Origin of the sequence: Pseudomonas sp. AKS31, assembly GCF_023634765.1 — a bacterium.
Classification (GTDB): domain Bacteria; phylum Pseudomonadota; class Gammaproteobacteria; order Pseudomonadales; family Pseudomonadaceae; genus Aquipseudomonas.
In genome coordinates this window covers 780,399-796,985 of record NZ_JAMLFX010000002.1, presented here as the reverse complement: position 1 = coordinate 796,985, position 16,587 = coordinate 780,399, and the positions used below count along the sequence as shown (strand labels likewise).

The 16,587-nt window shown below is 59.3% G+C and carries 15 protein-coding genes; 8 read left to right on the top strand and 7 right to left on the bottom strand.

Annotated elements, in window-relative coordinates; genetic code table 11:
* Window positions 1–3: 3 nt before the first annotated feature.
* Both mexE and M9827_RS09550 read right to left on the bottom strand, forming a co-directional pair.
* The gene (mexE, locus tag M9827_RS09555; protein ID WP_250605234.1) at window positions 4–1,257 is read right to left on the bottom strand and encodes a multidrug efflux RND transporter periplasmic adaptor subunit MexE; all 1,254 of its coding nucleotides are present in this window, start codon (window positions 1,255–1,257) and stop codon (window positions 4–6) included.
* A gap of 271 nt (window positions 1,258–1,528) precedes the next feature.
* Window positions 1,529–3,268, bottom strand: coding sequence for a dipeptidase (locus tag M9827_RS09550; protein WP_250605233.1), 1,740 nt, complete (start codon window positions 3,266–3,268; stop codon window positions 1,529–1,531).
* A 369-nt stretch (window positions 3,269–3,637) separates the two neighbouring features.
* Between M9827_RS09550 and M9827_RS09545 the strand changes: the two genes are divergently transcribed.
* From M9827_RS09545 to M9827_RS09535, 3 genes are all read left to right on the top strand, one after another.
* A complete protein-coding gene (locus tag M9827_RS09545; protein ID WP_250605232.1) occupies window positions 3,638–3,856 on the top strand; it encodes a hypothetical protein in 219 nt (72 codons plus the stop codon).
* Window positions 3,857–3,912: 56 nt separating this feature from the next.
* The gene (locus M9827_RS09540) at window positions 3,913–5,154 is read left to right on the top strand and encodes an MgtC/SapB family protein (RefSeq protein ID WP_250605231.1); all 1,242 of its coding nucleotides are present in this window, start codon (window positions 3,913–3,915) and stop codon (window positions 5,152–5,154) included.
* A 160-nt stretch (window positions 5,155–5,314) separates the two neighbouring features.
* The gene (locus M9827_RS09535; protein WP_250605230.1) at window positions 5,315–6,238 is read left to right on the top strand and encodes a universal stress protein; all 924 of its coding nucleotides are present in this window, start codon (window positions 5,315–5,317) and stop codon (window positions 6,236–6,238) included.
* A 79-nt stretch (window positions 6,239–6,317) separates the two neighbouring features.
* Here M9827_RS09535 and M9827_RS09530 read toward each other — a convergent pair whose 3' ends face one another.
* Entirely contained in the window at window positions 6,318–7,301 is a 984-nt protein-coding gene (locus M9827_RS09530) for a zinc-dependent alcohol dehydrogenase family protein (protein ID WP_250605229.1), read from the bottom strand.
* 25 nt (window positions 7,302–7,326) lie between these two features.
* Complete coding sequence (gene fnr / locus M9827_RS09525; RefSeq protein ID WP_250605228.1) at window positions 7,327–8,073, bottom strand: fumarate/nitrate reduction transcriptional regulator Fnr; 747 nt, start codon at window positions 8,071–8,073, stop codon at window positions 7,327–7,329.
* A 248-nt stretch (window positions 8,074–8,321) separates the two neighbouring features.
* On the opposite strand from fnr, the gene M9827_RS09520 reads away from it, so the two are divergent.
* Window positions 8,322–10,691 (top strand): phosphoketolase family protein, encoded by a 2,370-nt coding sequence (locus M9827_RS09520; protein ID WP_250605227.1) that lies wholly within the window; start codon window positions 8,322–8,324, stop codon window positions 10,689–10,691.
* A gap of 4 nt (window positions 10,692–10,695) precedes the next feature.
* Here M9827_RS09520 and M9827_RS09515 read toward each other — a convergent pair whose 3' ends face one another.
* Entirely contained in the window at window positions 10,696–11,121 is a 426-nt protein-coding gene (locus tag M9827_RS09515) for a potassium channel family protein (protein WP_250605226.1), read from the bottom strand.
* A 56-nt stretch (window positions 11,122–11,177) separates the two neighbouring features.
* Entirely contained in the window at window positions 11,178–11,825 is a 648-nt protein-coding gene (locus M9827_RS09510) for a BON domain-containing protein (protein WP_250605225.1), read from the bottom strand.
* Window positions 11,826–12,048: 223 nt separating this feature from the next.
* Between M9827_RS09510 and M9827_RS09505 the strand changes: the two genes are divergently transcribed.
* The 3 genes from M9827_RS09505 (at window position 12,049) to M9827_RS09495 (ending at window position 14,744) form a co-directional block, all read left to right on the top strand.
* On the top strand, window positions 12,049–12,282 hold the full coding sequence (locus M9827_RS09505) for an Lpp/OprI family alanine-zipper lipoprotein (RefSeq protein ID WP_250605224.1): 234 nt from the start codon (window positions 12,049–12,051) through the stop codon (window positions 12,280–12,282).
* 77 nt (window positions 12,283–12,359) lie between these two features.
* The gene (locus tag M9827_RS09500; protein ID WP_250605223.1) at window positions 12,360–13,280 is read left to right on the top strand and encodes a universal stress protein; all 921 of its coding nucleotides are present in this window, start codon (window positions 12,360–12,362) and stop codon (window positions 13,278–13,280) included.
* Window positions 13,281–13,370: 90 nt separating this feature from the next.
* The gene (locus M9827_RS09495; RefSeq protein ID WP_250605222.1) at window positions 13,371–14,744 is read left to right on the top strand and encodes an MBL fold metallo-hydrolase RNA specificity domain-containing protein; all 1,374 of its coding nucleotides are present in this window, start codon (window positions 13,371–13,373) and stop codon (window positions 14,742–14,744) included.
* Between the two features lie 139 nt (window positions 14,745–14,883).
* Here M9827_RS09495 and arcD read toward each other — a convergent pair whose 3' ends face one another.
* Window positions 14,884–16,377 (bottom strand): arginine-ornithine antiporter, encoded by a 1,494-nt coding sequence (gene arcD, locus M9827_RS09490; RefSeq protein ID WP_284676805.1) that lies wholly within the window; start codon window positions 16,375–16,377, stop codon window positions 14,884–14,886.
* Here arcD and M9827_RS09485 point away from each other — a divergent pair.
* Window positions 16,376–16,585, top strand: a complete 210-nt coding sequence (locus M9827_RS09485) for a hypothetical protein (protein WP_250605221.1) — start codon at window positions 16,376–16,378, stop codon at window positions 16,583–16,585. The genes arcD and M9827_RS09485 overlap by 2 nt on opposite strands.
* Window positions 16,586–16,587 lie beyond the last annotated feature (2 nt).

Below are 16,587 nucleotides of genomic sequence, written 5' to 3'. Positions count from 1 at the left end.
CCCTTAACCGCGTGGGGTCGTAGCAGCCAGCTTCACAACCGAACCGGACGCGCCTTTGGCAGGGGCGACTTTGGGCAGGTTGCTGGCTTCCAGCGCTTGACGTTGTTGAGCGAGTGCCGCGATGGTCTGTTCACTGGCCATCGGCACCACTTCAGGGGTGACCGGGGAGCCAGGACGAACCCGTTGCAGACCCTTGACGATGATCGTGTCGTCCTTGTTCAGGCCGGTACGGACGATGCGCAGGCCTTCGATTTTCGGACCCAGTTCAACGGCGCGGTACGCGGTTTTGTTGTCAGCATCCATCACCAGTACGAACTTCTTGCCCAGGTCTGTGCCGACCGCTTCGTCATTGATCAGCATGGCGTTGTAGGTGCCGCTGCCGACCAGTTTCAGGCGTGCATACAGGCCCGGGGTGTAGGTGCCGGCGCTGTTGTCGAACACTGCGCGACCACGGATGGTGCCGGTCTTCGGGTTGACCTGGTTGTCGACGAAGTTCATCTGACCGAGGTGCGGGTTGCCGTCTTCGTTGGACAGGCCCATGTACACCGGGGTGGTGGCACCGCGCTGACCGTTACGGGCGAGTTGGGTGTATTTGAGGAATACACGCTCGTCGGCGTCGAAGTAGGCATAAACACGGTCGGTGGAAACCACACTGGTCAGCGGGGTGGTGTCGGCGGTCACCAGGTTACCGGCGGTGATCTCGGCACGGCTGACGCGGCCGCTGATCGGCGCGGTCACGCGGGTGAAGCTGAGGTTCAGTTTGGCCAGGTCCAGTTGCGCTTGCAGGGCGCCGACGGCGGCGCGGGCTTCTTGTGCAGCGCTGGTGCGCGAGTCGGCCAGTTCGGCGGAAATGGCATTGCTGGCGCGCAGACGTTCACCACGACCGGCTTCGTTTTCACTGCGGGTGGCATTGGCGCGGGACTGGGCAACCAGGGCTTCGAGGCGGCGTACCTCAGCCTGGAACGGACGCGGATCGATCTGGAACAGCAGGTCGCCTTTCTTGACCAGAGCGCCTTCAGTGAAAGCCACCGCGTCAATCTGGCCGGAGACCCGTGGACGGATTTCAACGGTTTCCGGCGCTTCGAGGCGCCCGGTGAATTCGTCCCACTCGTTGACCGGTTGTTCCAACACCTTGGCCACGCTGACTTTCGCAGCAGGCAGGGTGGCGGCAGTCTCCGGAGTCTTGCCGCAGGCGCTCATCACCAGTACGGCCAACATGGCCAACGGGAAGCGCAAATGTTTGAGTGACTGTTCCATGGATGCATCCGCCAATGTATTGAAGATGGGCGGATGATGCTCGGCGGGGTGTGATGGCACGAATCGAATGAAGCAAAGGTAACTATCATTCGGAATGATATAAGACCCGAACGAGCCCTCTAGCATGCACCTTTCGTTAGGTGGCTATCAATCTCTTCGGGGCAATTCTGTGTTGCCCGATGTGCAAAAGTCAGGAGCGAGGCTGCGCGGCGAGGATTACGCGGGGATTAATAACTGTGGCGAGGGAGCTGGCACCCTCGCCACACAAGCTTCAGAGTTTCGGCAACTGGCCGATGCGTCCGATCATTTCAGTCACGATCTGCAGATCCAGCTGGAATTGCTCGACAGTCTTGAACTCGCCATCGGTGTGACCGGTGTACTTCACATCTGGCATGGCCAGACCGAATTGCACGCCGTTCGGCAGTTCATGCACCGAGGTGGCGCCAGCAGAGGTGCCAAATTCGTGTTTCATGCCGAGGTTTTCAGTCGACACCGCCAACAGCGCCTTGACCCACTCACCCTCAGGGTTGCGGTACATCGGCTCGGCGATCGAATAGTCGAAGGCAACGACTACGTCGCTCTTCTTGCTCCACGCCGCCAGTTTCTCAGCAATTTCAGCCTTGAGCTTCTCCGGCGACTTGCCCTTCGGAACGCGCAGGTTGACCGCGAGTTTGAAGGCTTTTTCGTCCATGCCGACGTAGGTCGGCGATGTTGTCAGCGGCCCCATGAACGCATCGGAGAAACCGACACCCAGTTTGTTGCCGAGGTAATCCAGACCCCAGTTATCGGCGACATAACGCGCGGCATCGGTGATGTGGTTGTGCTTGAGCGCGACCTTGCCATCAACGCTATTGATGAAGTCGAGCATGCGCGCCACCGGATTGACCCCGGACTCGGGCTCGGAGGAGTGCGCGGACACACCGGTCACCGTCAGCTTGACGTCCTGGCCATCGACCTTGGCGCTCACTTCGAAGTTGCCACCGTTGCGCTTGGCGTATTCGGCGCCGGCTTTCTGCAAACCGGCAGCCAGTTCGGCTGGCTTGTCGGTCACCAGCGTGGCGACTGACGCCGAGGGAATCTGGTTGGTCGCCAGACCACCGGTCATCGCGATGATTTCCGCACCTTTGCCTTCACCTTTGCGCTTGGCAAAGTTAGCCATGACGGTGCCGTAGCCTTTCTCGGCAATCACCACCGGGTAGCCACCATCCAGTGCGAGGTTGTAGTTCGGTGTCGGATTGCGTTCGAAGTAGTACGGAATCGCATCGCCTGTTGTTTCTTCGGTGGTGTCGACCAGCAGCTTGAAGTTGCGCACCAGCGGCAGTTTTTCTTCCTTGATGACTTTCATCGCATAGAGCGTAACGACGATACCGTTCTTGTCATCCTCGGTGCCGCGACCGTACATGCGATCGCCGATCAGGGTGATCTTGAACGGGTCGAGGCGGGTGCCATCCTTGAGCACCCAGTTTTCCGGCGTCACCGGCACCACGTCGGCGTGCGCATGAATGCCCACGACTTCATCACCGCTGCCGTCGAGGGAGATCTCGTAGACGCGATTGTCGATGTTGCGGAATTTCAGATTGAACGACTCGGCCATGCTCTGGATCTTTGCCGCGATCTTGATGAATTCCGGGTTGTCGTGCTGCTCAACGCCGTCCTTGCGATAAGTCGGGATTTCCACCAGTTCGCGCAGGGTTTCAGTGGCGGCAGCGCTGTACTTCGCACGCGTGTAGATCCCCAGCAATCGATAGATTTCGTTCTGCTGGTCGGCGTTCAACGTCTTGCTGTCGAGAAAAGCACTAATGGCCGGGCCGATGTCGGCAGTTTTTGCCAGATCGTTCTTGCCCAGATTGCCGAGGAACTGGCGGAAATCGGTGGTTTTGTCGGCGCTGTAGGTCTTGAGGATTTCAGCGCTCTGTTGTGGGGTGATATTGGCTTGCGCGGGCGCCGTGAACACGGAAAGACCGGCCAGCATCAAGGTGGTGGCAGCCAATTGCTTGAAAGGGACATTCATTACGAAGGGCATTCCTTTGCAGGGCAGTTTAGAAAGGTGTGTCTCAACGTTGATACACATACATTTACAAACTAACACCGTGCCAGAGCCTTGCGGGAGTTCAGAAAGAGATCTGTCGCACAAAAACGCAAAAGCGGCGCACAAATGAAAAAGCCCGGGCAGGCAGCCTCGGGCGCTGCCGTTCTTGCGCGGATAGTTGACGATTATCAACTTCCGGCCTGCAGTCCCGGCCCACACTCTGACCTGTGCTGAACTCACCTGCGCCGCTGGCGCAGGGAAAAGTCACCATGGCCACTCTGCAAGTCGTGATCTGAATTGGGCTTGATGGGTTGTCGTTTCATTCGTCAGCCGTTTCTACCGAGGCTTTCCATGAACATCAAGATTACCGAGAGACAGGCACCCCATGGCTGGGTCGTGCATCTGGATGACTGGGAAGTGAGCTTCAAGCATCAGCAAACTGCACAAGACTTCGTCGATCGGCTTCAGGCTCGTATCGACGCGCCGCATGTCTGGCCCGCCACCTTAGGCCAGACGTTGTTGACGGAGCCATTCAGGGCTCGTCGTGTGGGCGTCGCAAGCCTTGTGTGAACCCGTTGAGTCAAGCACAGAGCAGTGCGTAAAAGCCCTGCAGGACAGGCCACGTCATGAGTGAAGTATTCGATCTGTCGGGTGCCGCGATGGCACTGGGGATCGGCATGCTCATCGGGCTTGAGCGTGAACGGCACAAGGGCACCGGCGACGCGCGACATTGCGCGGGCTTGCGCACGTTCGCCATTACCGCGTTGCTGGGGTATGTGGCGCTGCAGGTCGGCGGCGGCCTGTTGTTGGGGATCATGGCGGTCTGTGTGACGTTGCTGATCAGCGTCGCGTACTGGCGCAGTCTCAGTGATGACCCCGGCGTGACCAGCGAGGTGGCGTTACTCACGGTGTTGGTCTTGGGCGCGTTGTGCGCCAGCGCGCCGGCGCTGGCGATCGCCCTCGCGGTGGTGATTGCGGGGCTGCTGACGTATCGCGAAAAACTCCATCACTTTGCCAATAGCCAGTTGAGCGAGGCTGAAATGCGCGACGGCCTGGTCTTGCTGATCGCAGCCCTGGTGGTGCTGCCATTGGCACCGGATCGTTACGTCGGCCCGTATGCGGCGATCAATTTACGCACTGTTTGCACCCTGACGGTGTTGCTGATGCTGGTGGGCGCGACGGGTCATATCGCCGTGCGAGCGCTGGGCTCACGCTATGGCTATGTCATCAGTGCGATAGCCTCCGGGTTCGCTTCCAGTACCTTGACGATCGCCACCATGGGCCAGCGGGTTGCCCATGAACCGGACAACATTAGAATCCTCAGCGCCGCCGCTATTCTGTCCAATCTCGCCACGGTGATTCAGGTCGGGCTGATCCTCGCCACGGTTGATCCGGGCTTGTTGCGCAGCCTGTGGGCGCCGTTGTGTTTCGGACTGGTGGCAACAGCGTTGTATGGCGCCTGCCTGATGTTTCCCGACCCGACGCGGGGCACTCAACGTGAACCGATCAAGACGGCCAAAGCGTTCAACCTCAAACTCGCCTTGATCGTGACCCTGACTATCACCAGCATCACGGTGCTGTCATCGGCAATGCTCAGCCACTTTGGTGAGGTGGGTGTGATGCTCACAGCGACACTCACAGGCTTTGCCGATGCGCACTCCGCTACGGCTTCTGTGGCGAGCCTGGCCAAGGCGGGGCAGTTGCCCTATGACGCCATAGCCGCGCCCGCACTGATTGCCGTCAGCAGTAACTCGGTGAGCAAGTGTGTGGTGGCCTGGATCAGTGGCGGCAAACGCTTCGCCGCCTATGTGATCCCGGGCCAGCTATTGCTGACGCTGGCGATGTGGGCGGGCACCTTGTTGCTCTGATCGCAGACCGGCGCGCAACCTTGCTCCAAAAGGTTGAAGCGGCAGGTATTTTGGCTCGGGTCACAATCCGGACTGTTGCTGACAAAAATCAATTGGCTGGCGGCCGCATCGTTCACGCTGAAGGCCTATTCCTTCTGTTGGCCGCGTGCCGAGGTGCCCCATGTCGCAAACTCAGCGTTTACTGTTGATCGCTCCTCCAGCCATGGAGCGCACGCCGGCGTTTGAGCGCGCCGCTGCACTGGCGCAGGCGATGCAACTGCCGCTGCACATCGTGGCCTTTGACTATGTGCAAGCGCTGGCGGTGGCAGGCCTGTTTGCCCCTGAGCAAATCCGCCTGGCCCGCGATGGTTATCTGCACACCCATCGTCAGTGGCTCACAGAGCAGGCGTCACTGCTTGAAAGGCATCACATCAAGGTCACCACTGAGGTGGTCTGGGTTCATGATCCGTTTGCCGAGATTCTGCAGTTCGTCAACGAAATGCCGGTGATGTTGATCATCAAGGATGCCCGGCACGAGTCCGCGCTGGAGCGGATTTTTTACACACCACTGGATTGGCAGCTGTTGCGCGACTGCCCCGTGCCGGTGCACTTGGTGACCGACGACACGCATCCACGGCCACGCAATGTACTGGCCATCGTCGATGTCATGCGTAGCGAAGAACAGGATTGCCTGTTCAACGACCAGATCCTCAATGCCGCCACCCGGCTGGCTGAGCAATGTAATGCCAGGCTCGAACTGGTGCATGTGTATGACTGGGCGGCGGTTTACGCCACGGATATGGGGTTCGGCGCCTTGCCGTTAGCGACCGGTATCTATGAAGCGCAGGGCAGCGCGCAGCATGAGGCATTTGCGGCGCTGGCTGAACGTCACGGCGTACCGGACTCGCGCCGGCATTTTATCGAGGGCGCGCCGGTACCGAGTATTTGCGAGTTCGCCGTCGAGCAGCAGATTGACGTCATCGTGATGGGCACGGTGCAGCACCACGGGCTGAGCAAGTTACTGGGTACCACCGCCGAACAGTTGCTGCATCGAGCGCCGTGCAGTGTGCTGGCGATCAAACCGCAACAGACATTGCAGTCCTGAACCTTGCCGGCCCTCAGCGCCGGGGCCGAGTGTGCGCGGTATTCGATGCCGGGGAGCATTCTGGCGGTCAGACCAGCCGTCACGGCGTGAGCACGATTGCACCGTTGAATTGCCCGGCTCGTAAAACCGCCAGGGCCTGGTTGGCGTCCTCCAGGGCAAATCGGGTGATGTCGCAGTGCACGGGGGTGTGGCGTAGCTCCTGGAAAAACGCAGTGCCGTCTTCGCGGGTCAGGTTGGCGACCGAGCGGACACTGCGCTCACCCCACAACAAACGATACGGGAACGCCGGGATGTCGCTCATGTGGATCCCGGCGCAGACCACACAGCCGCCCTTGGCCGTCACTGCCAGCGCTGCCGGCACCAGTGCGCCCACCGGGGCGAATATCAGGCTGGCGTCGAGCAAGTGTGGTGGCGGCTGGTCGGAAGGCCCCGCCCATTCGGCACCCAATGAACGGGCATAGGCTTGTCCGATGTCGTCCTCGGGGCGGGTAAACGCGTAGACCTTCTGACCACGCCCGAGCGCGACCTGAATCGCCAGGTGCGCCGCCGCGCCGAACCCGTAGAGCCCCAGATGCTCAGCGCCGCGAGCCATTTGCAGTGCGCGAAAGCCGATCAGCCCGGCACACAACAGGGGCGCGGCTTGCTGGTCTGAAAGGGACTCGGGAAGGGCAAAGCAAAAGCGCGGATCGGCAACCGTGTATTCAGCGTAGCCACCGTCCAGATGACAACCGGTGAACCGCGCCTGATCGCACAGGTTCTCCCGACCCGAACGACAGAACTCGCACACGCCGCACGTCCAGCCCAGCCAGGGCACGCCGACTCGTCGGCCGATCCAGTCAGGCGTGATGTCTTGGCCCACCGCCGTGACTTCACCAACGATTTCATGGCCCGGCACCCTTGGGTACACAGCTTGGGGCAATTCACCATCGAGCAAATGCAGGTCAGTGCGGCACACCCCGCAGGCCAGTACTTTGAGGAGGATCTGATCGGGGGCGGCTGTGGGAACAGAGCGCTCTTCGCATTGCAACGGCTGGCCGGGAGCATGTAGAACCATGGCGCGCATGTTCAAAGCTCCATTGCAGACGTGTTCAGTGGGTCTGGCGATTACAGCCAGACACCATCTGCCTGAGGCCGTCCATGTTCTGGATCTTCACGTCGCGCCCACTGATCTCGACCAAGCCCTGATCACGCAGGTGCGCAATGCCGCGGCAGATGGTCTCCAGTCGCAGGCCAAGGTAGGAGCCGATTTCTTCACGGCGCATTTTCAGCACGAACTCTTTGGAGGAATAGCCTCGCGAGCTCAGACGGTGCGAGAGATTGAGCAGAAACGCCGCCAGGCGCTCATCGGAATTCATGTTGCCCATCAGCATCAACATGCCGTGATCGCGCACGATCTCCCGGCTCAGCAGCTTGTTGAGATTGTGTTGCAAGGACGGAAGGCTTTGCGCCAGTTTTTCCAGTTGGGCGAAGTGAATCGGGCAGACTTCGCTGTCTTCCAGCGCATATGCAGTGCAAGCATGTTGGTCGGCACTGATGGCGTCCAGGCCAAGCATTTCGCCGGGGATGTGAAAGCCGGTGACTTGTTCGCGGCCATCGACGGACAACACGCTGGTTTTGAATGAGCCTGTGCGCACAGCGAACAGCGAGCGTAGCGGGTCGCCTGCGCGATAAAGTGCAGTGCCTTTTTTGACCTTGTGGCGTTGCACGATCAGCGTGTCGAGGCGATCGACATCCGGTCCAGTCAGGCCGATTGGCAGGCACAACTCCACCACACTGCAGTTGGAACACGCAGCCTTGAGAGGCAGGGGCGGGCGCGGGGAAGAAACTTCAAGCATGGGAAAGGTACCTTTGAGGTGTGTGATAAGCATAGGTGTCGTAGCGACGCACACGCTTTTCATTTGGCCTTCCACCTTGATTACGGACGAACGGGGTGCCCGGTTTACCGAGGCCCTGGCAACTTCGCTTCTATTGAGCTTCAACGTGGGGGGTGAAACTTGATGTAAATCAAGTCCAGGGGTTAGCAGGCTTGCAGAATCGACGAAATGACAAAGGTCTATCAGTCTTTTGCGGAGCGTTCCCCCTCATGAGTGATTTTCTGAATGCTGAGCAACTGGAAGGGTTGGACGCCTACTGGCGTGCTTCCAACTACCTCGCCGTGGGGCAGATTTACCTCAAGGACAACCCGCTGTTGCGCGAGCCATTGACGCTGGCTCATATCAAGCCGCGACTCTTGGGGCATTGGGGGACCACGCCGGGGCTGAACCTGATCTATACCCACCTCAATCATGTGATCAATCAATACGATCTGAACATGTTGTTCGTCGCAGGCCCCGGGCATGGCGGGCCTGCGGTGGTCGCGCAGACTTGGCTGGAAGGCACTTACACCGAGTGCTACCCCTCGGTGGAGCGCAATATCAACGGTTTGCAACGCCTGTTTCGGCAGTTTTCCTGGCCCTACGGGATCTCCAGTCATGTGTCCGCGCAGGTGCCCGGGTCGATCCACGAAGGTGGCGAGTTGGGATACAGCCTGGCTCATGCCTACGGGGCGGCGTTCGATAATCCGGATTTGATCGTGGCCTGTGTGATTGGCGATGGCGAGGCCGAAACCGGCACACTGGCCGCCAGTTGGCATTCCAACAAGTTTCTCAATCCTGCGCGTGACGGCGCGGTGCTGCCGATACTGCACCTGAACGGCTACAAGATCGCCAACCCGACGATCCTGTCCTGCATCAGCGAGGACGAACTGTCGGCCCTCATGTACGGCTATGGTTACGATCCTTACTTTGTCGAAGGCAACGAGCCGCAGCGTGTGCACCAAGACCTTGCCAGAACCCTCGACACCATCATCCGCAAGATTCGCGACATCCAGCAACGCGCGCGTCAGCCTTCGGCCTCTGTGGAACGGCCATTATGGCCAGTGCTGATACTGCGCACCCCCAAAGGATGGACAGGCCCTGAATTTGTCGACGGTCATCGCGTCGAGGGGACCTGGCGCGCCCATCAAGTGCCATTGGCGGATTTCCAGCAACCGCTGCACGTACGGCAACTGGAAGACTGGTTGAACAGCTATCGCCCTCACGAACTGTTTGACGACAATGGCGCTCTGGCCCCGGAAATAGCCGCGTTAGCGCCAACCGGTCAGCGGCGCATGGGTGCCAATCCCCACGGCAACGGTGGTCAGCTGTTACAGCCGCTGAACCTGCCACGCTTTACCGACTATGCCGTGAGTCTGCCAGCGCCAGGTGCTTTGCGCGCTGAAGCTACCCGCATTCTCGGGACATACTTGCGCGATGTCATGAAGGGCAATCGAACATCGAGCAACTTCCGTTTGTTCGGCCCTGACGAAACCGCCTCCAACCGACTGGACGCGGTGTACGAGGTCACCGCCAAGGCCTGGATGGAGCCGTTACAAGCAGAGGACATCAATCTGGCCCCTGACGGCCGGGTCATGGAAATTCTCAGCGAGCAAGTGTGTGAGGGTTGGCTTGAGGGCTATCTACTGAGCGGTCGCCATGGCTTGCTGTCGTGTTATGAGGCCTTTATCCATATCGTCGATTCTATGGTCAATCAGCACGCCAAATGGTTGAAGACCGCTGCCGAAGTGCCGTGGCGCAAACCCGTCGCGTCGCTGAACTTGCTGCTCACCTCACACGTCTGGCGCCAGGATCACAACGGGTTTTCTCATCAGGATCCGGGGTTCATCGATCTGGTAGCGAACAAGAAATCCGACATCGTTCGTATCTACCTGCCGCCCGATGCCAATTGCCTGCTGTCAGTGGCCGAGCATTGCCTCAAGAGCCGTGACTACATCAATGTCATCGTCGCCGGCAAACAGCCGGAATGGCAGTGGCTGGACGTCGATGCAGCGTTGCGTCATTGCCAGGCCGGGATTGGCCGCTGGGAATGGGCCGGTCACAACGACGCACAACCTGACGTCGTCATGGCCTGCGCCGGCGACGTGCCAACCCTGGAAACCCTGGCTGCCGTGACCCTGTTGCGTGGCTATGTTCCGGACTTGCGGGTGAGGGTGGTGAATGTCGTGGATCTGATGGTGCTGCAGCCTGAATACCAACACCCCCATGGCTTGCCCGACAGCGCGTTCGATGAATTGTTTACCCTCGACACGCCCGTGATCTTTGCCTTCCACGGTTACCCGGCGTTGATCCATCGCCTGCTGTACAAACGTCGCAATCACGATAATTTCCACGTGCGTGGTTTCAAGGAGGAGGGCGCCACCACCACGCCGTTCGACATGGCGGTCATCAATAATCTGGACCGTTATCAATTGGCCCTGGATGTGATCGAGCGCGTTCCTCGGCTGCACGAGCAAGTGCCGGCTGCGAGGGCGCGCTATTGGTCAATGATGGAGAAACACAAGCTGTACCTCATTGAGCATGGCGAGGATCTGCCCGAAGTCCGGAACTGGCAGTGGACGCCGCCCATTGTCCACTGACTGCTTACTTGCTCTTCCAGTATTTTTGCATTTCGAGAAACAGGAAGGAGGCCGTCCAGGTGATCAGCACCAGGCCCGTCAGGGCCTCCAGCCCAGTGAGATACTTGAGATTGCCGACTGGAGAAATGTCACCAAAACCGATGGTGGTGTAAGTCGTGAAGGAGAAGTACACGCAATCCATGTAAGAGCCGTCGAAGCTGCCTGTCAGGCGCCCCCACTCGCCGGTCCGCGACATCAGAAAATAGACCAGGGCGAAGCACCAGACCTCGATGGCATGGGCCAGCAGTCCGCCAAATACGCCGACGACGATGCGGAACCGGCGCCAGTTTTTCAGTTTCGGCAGCCAGTCGTTCAGGCGTAACAAACACTCGTAATGAATCAACACCGCAGCGACCACCACGAGGGTGTTGATCAGCGTCACGATCAGCATCGCGACTCTCCAGCGTCAGGTGGCAAGCAAAGCCGGGGGTGACTGGATACTTGAGTTCACGCCAGCATCAGATGATCTTCGACTTTGCTCACGCCCGGCACCGACCAGGCCGCGCGTTCTGCGATCTGACGTTCACGCCACAAGTGAACCCGGCCTTCGAGGGTCACCACATCGCCTTCGACTTTGACGCGAATCTTGTGGGCGTGCAGTTCGGCGTTGCGTTTGAGTGCCGCCTCGATGCGCTCCTGAATATCGAAAACGTCCAGTCGTGGGCGCAGGATCAGGCGATTGTTAACGGCCGTTACGCCGGACAGCTTGCGCACTGAGCTTTCAACGGTTTCCTTCTGGTATTGCCAGTCCACTTCACCTTCCAGCGTGACCCGTCCGTGTTGCACGGTGACTTTGACATCGCCTTCGGCAACATCGGAACTCCACAGGATGATTCTCAAGGCACGCTGGGCGATGGTGTCGTCCCCGGTTCCACCATTGTTATTGAGTCTGACCTCGAGTTCTTCGGCCAGCGCACGCACACCCTTGATGCTTTTTACCGCCCGTTCTGCACTGACTTTTTGGGCGAGGGTGTTGACGTGCCCGGACAGCGTGACCACGCCGTTGTCCACGCTGACACCGATGTTCGCGGCGTTGATCTCTGGCTGGAATTCGAGCTCTTCCAGAATGGCTTTGCGCAGATCCAGATCACTCATGACGGCGGTCTCTCTTCTCAATGGTTGCTCACGTTCGGCGAATGCCGCTCATGCTTTTTCTACGCTTGAACGGCGAAAATTCATTGAGATAGATCAACAACGCCCATTTGCACGGCCGCCCGTTGGCGGCGTTATTAATTGACAAAAATCAGAGTCGATAGCGGACATCGTCAGATACTCGGATCATCGATTCAGCAGTGCAGCGATTAACCAAGGGGAAATCATGAACATGCGCTTGTCCATCATTGTGCTGAGTGTCCTGATGGCGACAGCCACCGGATGCAGCCACCGCCATGCCGAGGAAATCGATGCGCGACTTGAGTCTGCGGAAAACAACGCGGCAACCGCACGTTTACGGGCCGACGAAGCGCTATTGAAAGCTGAACAGGCACAACGAGCAGCTAATGAAGCCAATGAGCGCGCCAAGCGGACGACCGAAAAGGCCACGCGCAAGTAGTCGGCGATGAGATCAAAGCGGACACGGATGTCGGGCTGGCAATCAGGCCGGCGAAGCATTGCCAGGAGAATGACGTGATGTTCAGGCTTAAACGGATTCTGTTGATTGCACCCGCTGAAATGACCCGCACGCCGGCGTTTGACCGCGCGCAGGCATTGGCCCGGGCCAGCGGTGCGTTGTTGCACATCGTGGCGTTCGATTATGTCCAGGCCTTGGCGCTGGCCGGTCTGTTTGACCACAACGCCATGGCGCAGGCGCGCGAAGGCTACTTGCAGATGCATCGCCAGTGGCTGGAACAGCAAGCCCGGTTTCAACGCAGTGCGGAGGTGCAAGTGACAACCGAAGTGGTCTGGGCCAGATCCACACCGGCGCATGTGCTCGAGTACGTCAATGACTTCCGCGCCGATCTGGTGATCAAAGACGCCCACCATATTCCGGCCCTTGATTGGGCATTCCATCAACCACTGGACTGGATGTTGCTGCGCGATTGCCCGGCCTGTCTGCACCTGGTCACCGACGCCGCGAACCCGAAGCCGTTGAAGATTCTGGCGGCCATAGACCTGTCCCACCTTGAGGACCTGACCCAAGGCCTCAATGACCGGATACTCGAGCTGGCATCGACATTGGCATCCGAATGCGCTGCGTCGTTGCATCTGTTGAATGTAAGCGATTGGTCCGTAGTCGGTGATGCCGCGATGAGTGTGCCGAACCTGAGTCTGGATCACAGCCTGCGCGAGGCGATCACCGATACTCAGCAAGAGGCGTTCGATACCCTGGCCGAGCGCTATGGTGTCGATGAAAAACACCGACACTTGCTGACCGGAATCCCTTACCGGGTGGTCGAACGCTTTGCCCGCGAGCATGCGTTTGACCTGATGGTGCTGGGCACGTCCTACCATCCTGGCCTCGACGGTTTCATCGGTGGCACAGCGCAATGCCTGGTAAACCGTGCGCCGTGTAGCTTGATGATGGTCAAGCCGCCACCTTTTGCAGCCTGACCGGTTCGCGCCGCAGTTGATAAAAGTCAACTGCGCCGGGATCAAGAGGAGCGATTAATAGCGCTCACTTGTGGGTTCAAGGAGACGGCCATGCAACTGACATTTCTCGGCGCTGCCGGCACCGTTACCGGTAGCAAATATCTGCTGGAGCATCACGGTCGGCATGTCCTGATTGATTGCGGTCTGTTCCAGGGCTACAAGCAATTGCGCTTGCACAATTGGGACCCGTTTCAGTTGCCCATGCGTGATCTCGACGCCATTGTGCTGAGCCATGCCCATCTGGATCACAGCGGCTATCTGCCTGTGTTGGTTCGCAATGGTTATCGCGGCCCGGTGTACGCCACGCCGGCCACTTGTGAACTGGTCAGAATCCTCCTGCTCGACAGTGGTCGTCTGCAGGAAGAGGAGGCGGGTTTTGCCAACAAGCACGGTTTCTCCAAGCACTCGCCGGCGTTGCCCTTGTACACCGAGCAGGACGCCGTGCAGGCATTGAAACTCCTGCAACCGATCGAATTGCATCACCGGGTCGAGGTCATTCCGGGACTGAGCATTTTGCTGCGTGGCGCGGGGCATATTCTGGGTGCCAGCACCGTCGAGGTCAGCGCCGATGGCACCACGCTGGTGTGCTCAGGTGACCTTGGCCGGCCCCACGATCCGTTGATGTTCGCTCCGGAATTCATCGAGCAGGCCGACTATCTGCTGGTGGAGTCGACTTACGGCGATCGCCTCCATCCAGACGACGCACCAGAGAAGCAACTGGCCGAGGTGATCAATCGCACGGCACTGCGCCATGGCATCACGCTTGTACCTTCGTTCGCCGTCGGACGTGCGCAACTGCTGATGTACTACCTCTACCGGCTTAAACAGCAGCATGCGATCCCGGATTTACCGGTGTACCTCAACAGCCCCATGGCCACCGATGTCACACGCCTGTATCAACGCTTTCGCAGTGAGCACCGCTTGTCACTGGAAGATTGCGAGGGGATGTGCCGGGGCACTCGGTTTGTACGCTCGACCCAAGAATCCATCGACCTGGATCAGCAGCGTACCCCGGCCGTCATCATCGCTGCCAGCGGCATGGCCACCGGGGGGCGAGTGCTGCATCACCTCAAGGCGTTGGCGCCGAACCCATTGAACTCACTCTTGATGCCGGGTTTTCAGGCCGGCGGCACGCGCGGTGCGCAAATTGTCGCGGGTGCTCCGTCCGTGCGCATCCATGGGCAAGAGGTACCAATTCACGCCGAAGTGGTGCCGATGCAGAGCCTGTCCGCGCATGCCGACGCCGATGAAATCATCGAGTGGCTGCGTGGCTTCAAACGCGCGCCAAAACACACCTATGTGGTACACGGTGAACCCAATGCCTCGGACGTCCTGCGCCGGCGCATCAGCATAGAGCTGGGCTGGTCAGTGTCTGTGCCGGAGTACCGCGACTGTGTCGAACTCGGCGCAGGCTCGGCTCTGTGACTGAGCCCGCCGAGTCAGTACCGCCACTCCAACCAGGCGTGTCGATCCTTCTCGGCGGTGTGTTTTCTGGCTTCAAAACACCTGGTTTGCGGGGGAAATGGCTCTTTGTACAGGGCATAGGCCTGATCGCTGAGTCGCCTTACAACGTCAGCGTCCCGGCCCACAACATCCGGCCGGCGTAGATCGCAGCGGCCCAGATGATGATCAACACACCCGTTTCGGGACCGCTGAGTGGCTGGCCCTGACGGGTTTTCAGAGTGCCCAGGTAAATCAACGAGCCGGGGGCGTATAGCAAAGCACTGAGCAGCAGGTATTTCGGGCCGGCGGCATACAACAGCCATCCACAATAGAGCGCGGCGACAGTGGCGATGGCCATGTCGCGGATCTGAAGCGCGCGATTGCCGCCGTAGGTGTCGCCCTGCCAGGTCAATTTCAACGCATAGACACTGCTGAACAGGTAAGGCAGCAGGATCATTGATGTCGCAAGGGATATCAGCGCCAGGTAGCTGGCGCTCGAGTACAGCGTCAGAAGCAGGAACAACTGGATGCAGCCATTGGTGAGCCACAACGCATTGGCGGGCACGCCCCGGACGGTTTCCTCGCCAAGCGTCACCGGCATGACCTTTTCCTTTGCCGGTGTGAACAGCGACTCAGCGGCGAGCAACGTCCAGGCGAGCAGGGCGCCACCGACCGAAATGATCAGGCCGATGCTGATCAGCACCGCGCCCCACGGCCCGGCAGCAGCTTCCAGCACGCCCGCCATCGAGGGGTTTTTCAGGGCGGCGAGCTCGGGTTGTCTGAGAATGCCCAGTGAAAGCAATGAAACGGCGATCAGCAGGATCAGCGTGATGACAAAGCCGATGATCGTGGCCCGGCCGACGTTGGCACGTTCTGCGGCGCGAGCGGAAAACACGCTGGCGCCTTCGATGCCGATGAAGACCCAGACGGTGACCAGCATCGTGCTTTTGACTTGATCCAGGGTACTGCCCAGCGCAGGTGTGCCCCAGAAATCAACCATGAAGGTTTCGCGCTGGAATGCTGCAATCAGCACACCAATAAATAGCAGCAGTGGAACGACCTTGGCCACGGTCGTGATGGCGTTGGCCCGCGCCGCCGTGCGCATCCCCCGCAGAATCATCCAGTGCAGTGACCACAGCACCACGGAAGCCCCGGCAATTGCCGCTTTGTTATTGCCTTCGCCAAACAGCGGAAAGAAATAGCTCAGAGCTGCGAACAGAATGACCAGATAACTGACGTTGCCGATCCAGGCACTGATCCAGTAGCCCCAGGCTGAGTTGAAACCCAGAAAGTCACCCCCCAATGCGCGGGCATAAGCAAATACCCCGTTGTCCATTGTCGGCTGGCGGTTGGACAGCGCCTGATAAACCCACGCCAGCGACAGCATGCCGACACCGGTAATCAGCCAGCCAATCAGAATCGCTCCAGCGCCAGCGCTGGCGGCCATGTTCTGAGGCAGACTGAAAATGCCACTGCCGATCATCGAACCAATCACCAGCGCGATCAACAGGCTCAAGGACAAACGCCTTGGTTCGGCCTTGCGCAGACTCAGCGGCAGCGGCTGAGGCCTGGAAGGGGGGACGACGGGTTGAACGTCTTGCAGGTGAGTAGCCATGACGAGCCTCCACGAGAGCAGGTTTTCTGCATCGACCGCAAACACGGTTGTGCAGGTCTCGAGGCTCAATCTCGGTCAGAACGTCATGTCTGTGTTTGATAAAAGTCAATTCAGGGAAGAACGGTTCCTCGGCAAAAACGACCGGCGTGGGGCGATGCGTAACGGCATGCACATCGCTGTGCCTGATTCTGAACGACCGCAGAAGTGATC

Coding starts and splice junctions, on each gene's coding strand:
- mexE (WP_250605234.1), bottom strand. CDS start 1,257: ATGGAACAGTCACTCAAACATTTGCGCTTCCCGTTGGCCATGTTGGCC.
- M9827_RS09550 (WP_250605233.1), bottom strand. CDS start 3,268: ATGAATGTCCCTTTCAAGCAATTGGCTGCCACCACCTTGATGCTGGCC.
- M9827_RS09545 (WP_250605232.1), top strand. CDS start 3,638: ATGAACATCAAGATTACCGAGAGACAGGCACCCCATGGCTGGGTCGTG.
- M9827_RS09540 (WP_250605231.1), top strand. CDS start 3,913: ATGAGTGAAGTATTCGATCTGTCGGGTGCCGCGATGGCACTGGGGATC.
- M9827_RS09535 (WP_250605230.1), top strand. CDS start 5,315: ATGTCGCAAACTCAGCGTTTACTGTTGATCGCTCCTCCAGCCATGGAG.
- M9827_RS09530 (WP_250605229.1), bottom strand. CDS start 7,301: ATGCGCGCCATGGTTCTACATGCTCCCGGCCAGCCGTTGCAATGCGAA.
- fnr (WP_250605228.1), bottom strand. CDS start 8,073: ATGCTTGAAGTTTCTTCCCCGCGCCCGCCCCTGCCTCTCAAGGCTGCG.
- M9827_RS09520 (WP_250605227.1), top strand. CDS start 8,322: ATGAGTGATTTTCTGAATGCTGAGCAACTGGAAGGGTTGGACGCCTAC.
- M9827_RS09515 (WP_250605226.1), bottom strand. CDS start 11,121: ATGCTGATCGTGACGCTGATCAACACCCTCGTGGTGGTCGCTGCGGTG.
- M9827_RS09510 (WP_250605225.1), bottom strand. CDS start 11,825: ATGAGTGATCTGGATCTGCGCAAAGCCATTCTGGAAGAGCTCGAATTC.
- M9827_RS09505 (WP_250605224.1), top strand. CDS start 12,049: ATGAACATGCGCTTGTCCATCATTGTGCTGAGTGTCCTGATGGCGACA.
- M9827_RS09500 (WP_250605223.1), top strand. CDS start 12,360: ATGTTCAGGCTTAAACGGATTCTGTTGATTGCACCCGCTGAAATGACC.
- M9827_RS09495 (WP_250605222.1), top strand. CDS start 13,371: ATGCAACTGACATTTCTCGGCGCTGCCGGCACCGTTACCGGTAGCAAA.
- M9827_RS09485 (WP_250605221.1), top strand. CDS start 16,376: ATGACGAGCCTCCACGAGAGCAGGTTTTCTGCATCGACCGCAAACACG.
- arcD (WP_284676805.1), bottom strand. CDS start 16,377: ATGGCTACTCACCTGCAAGACGTTCAACCCGTCGTCCCCCCTTCCAGG.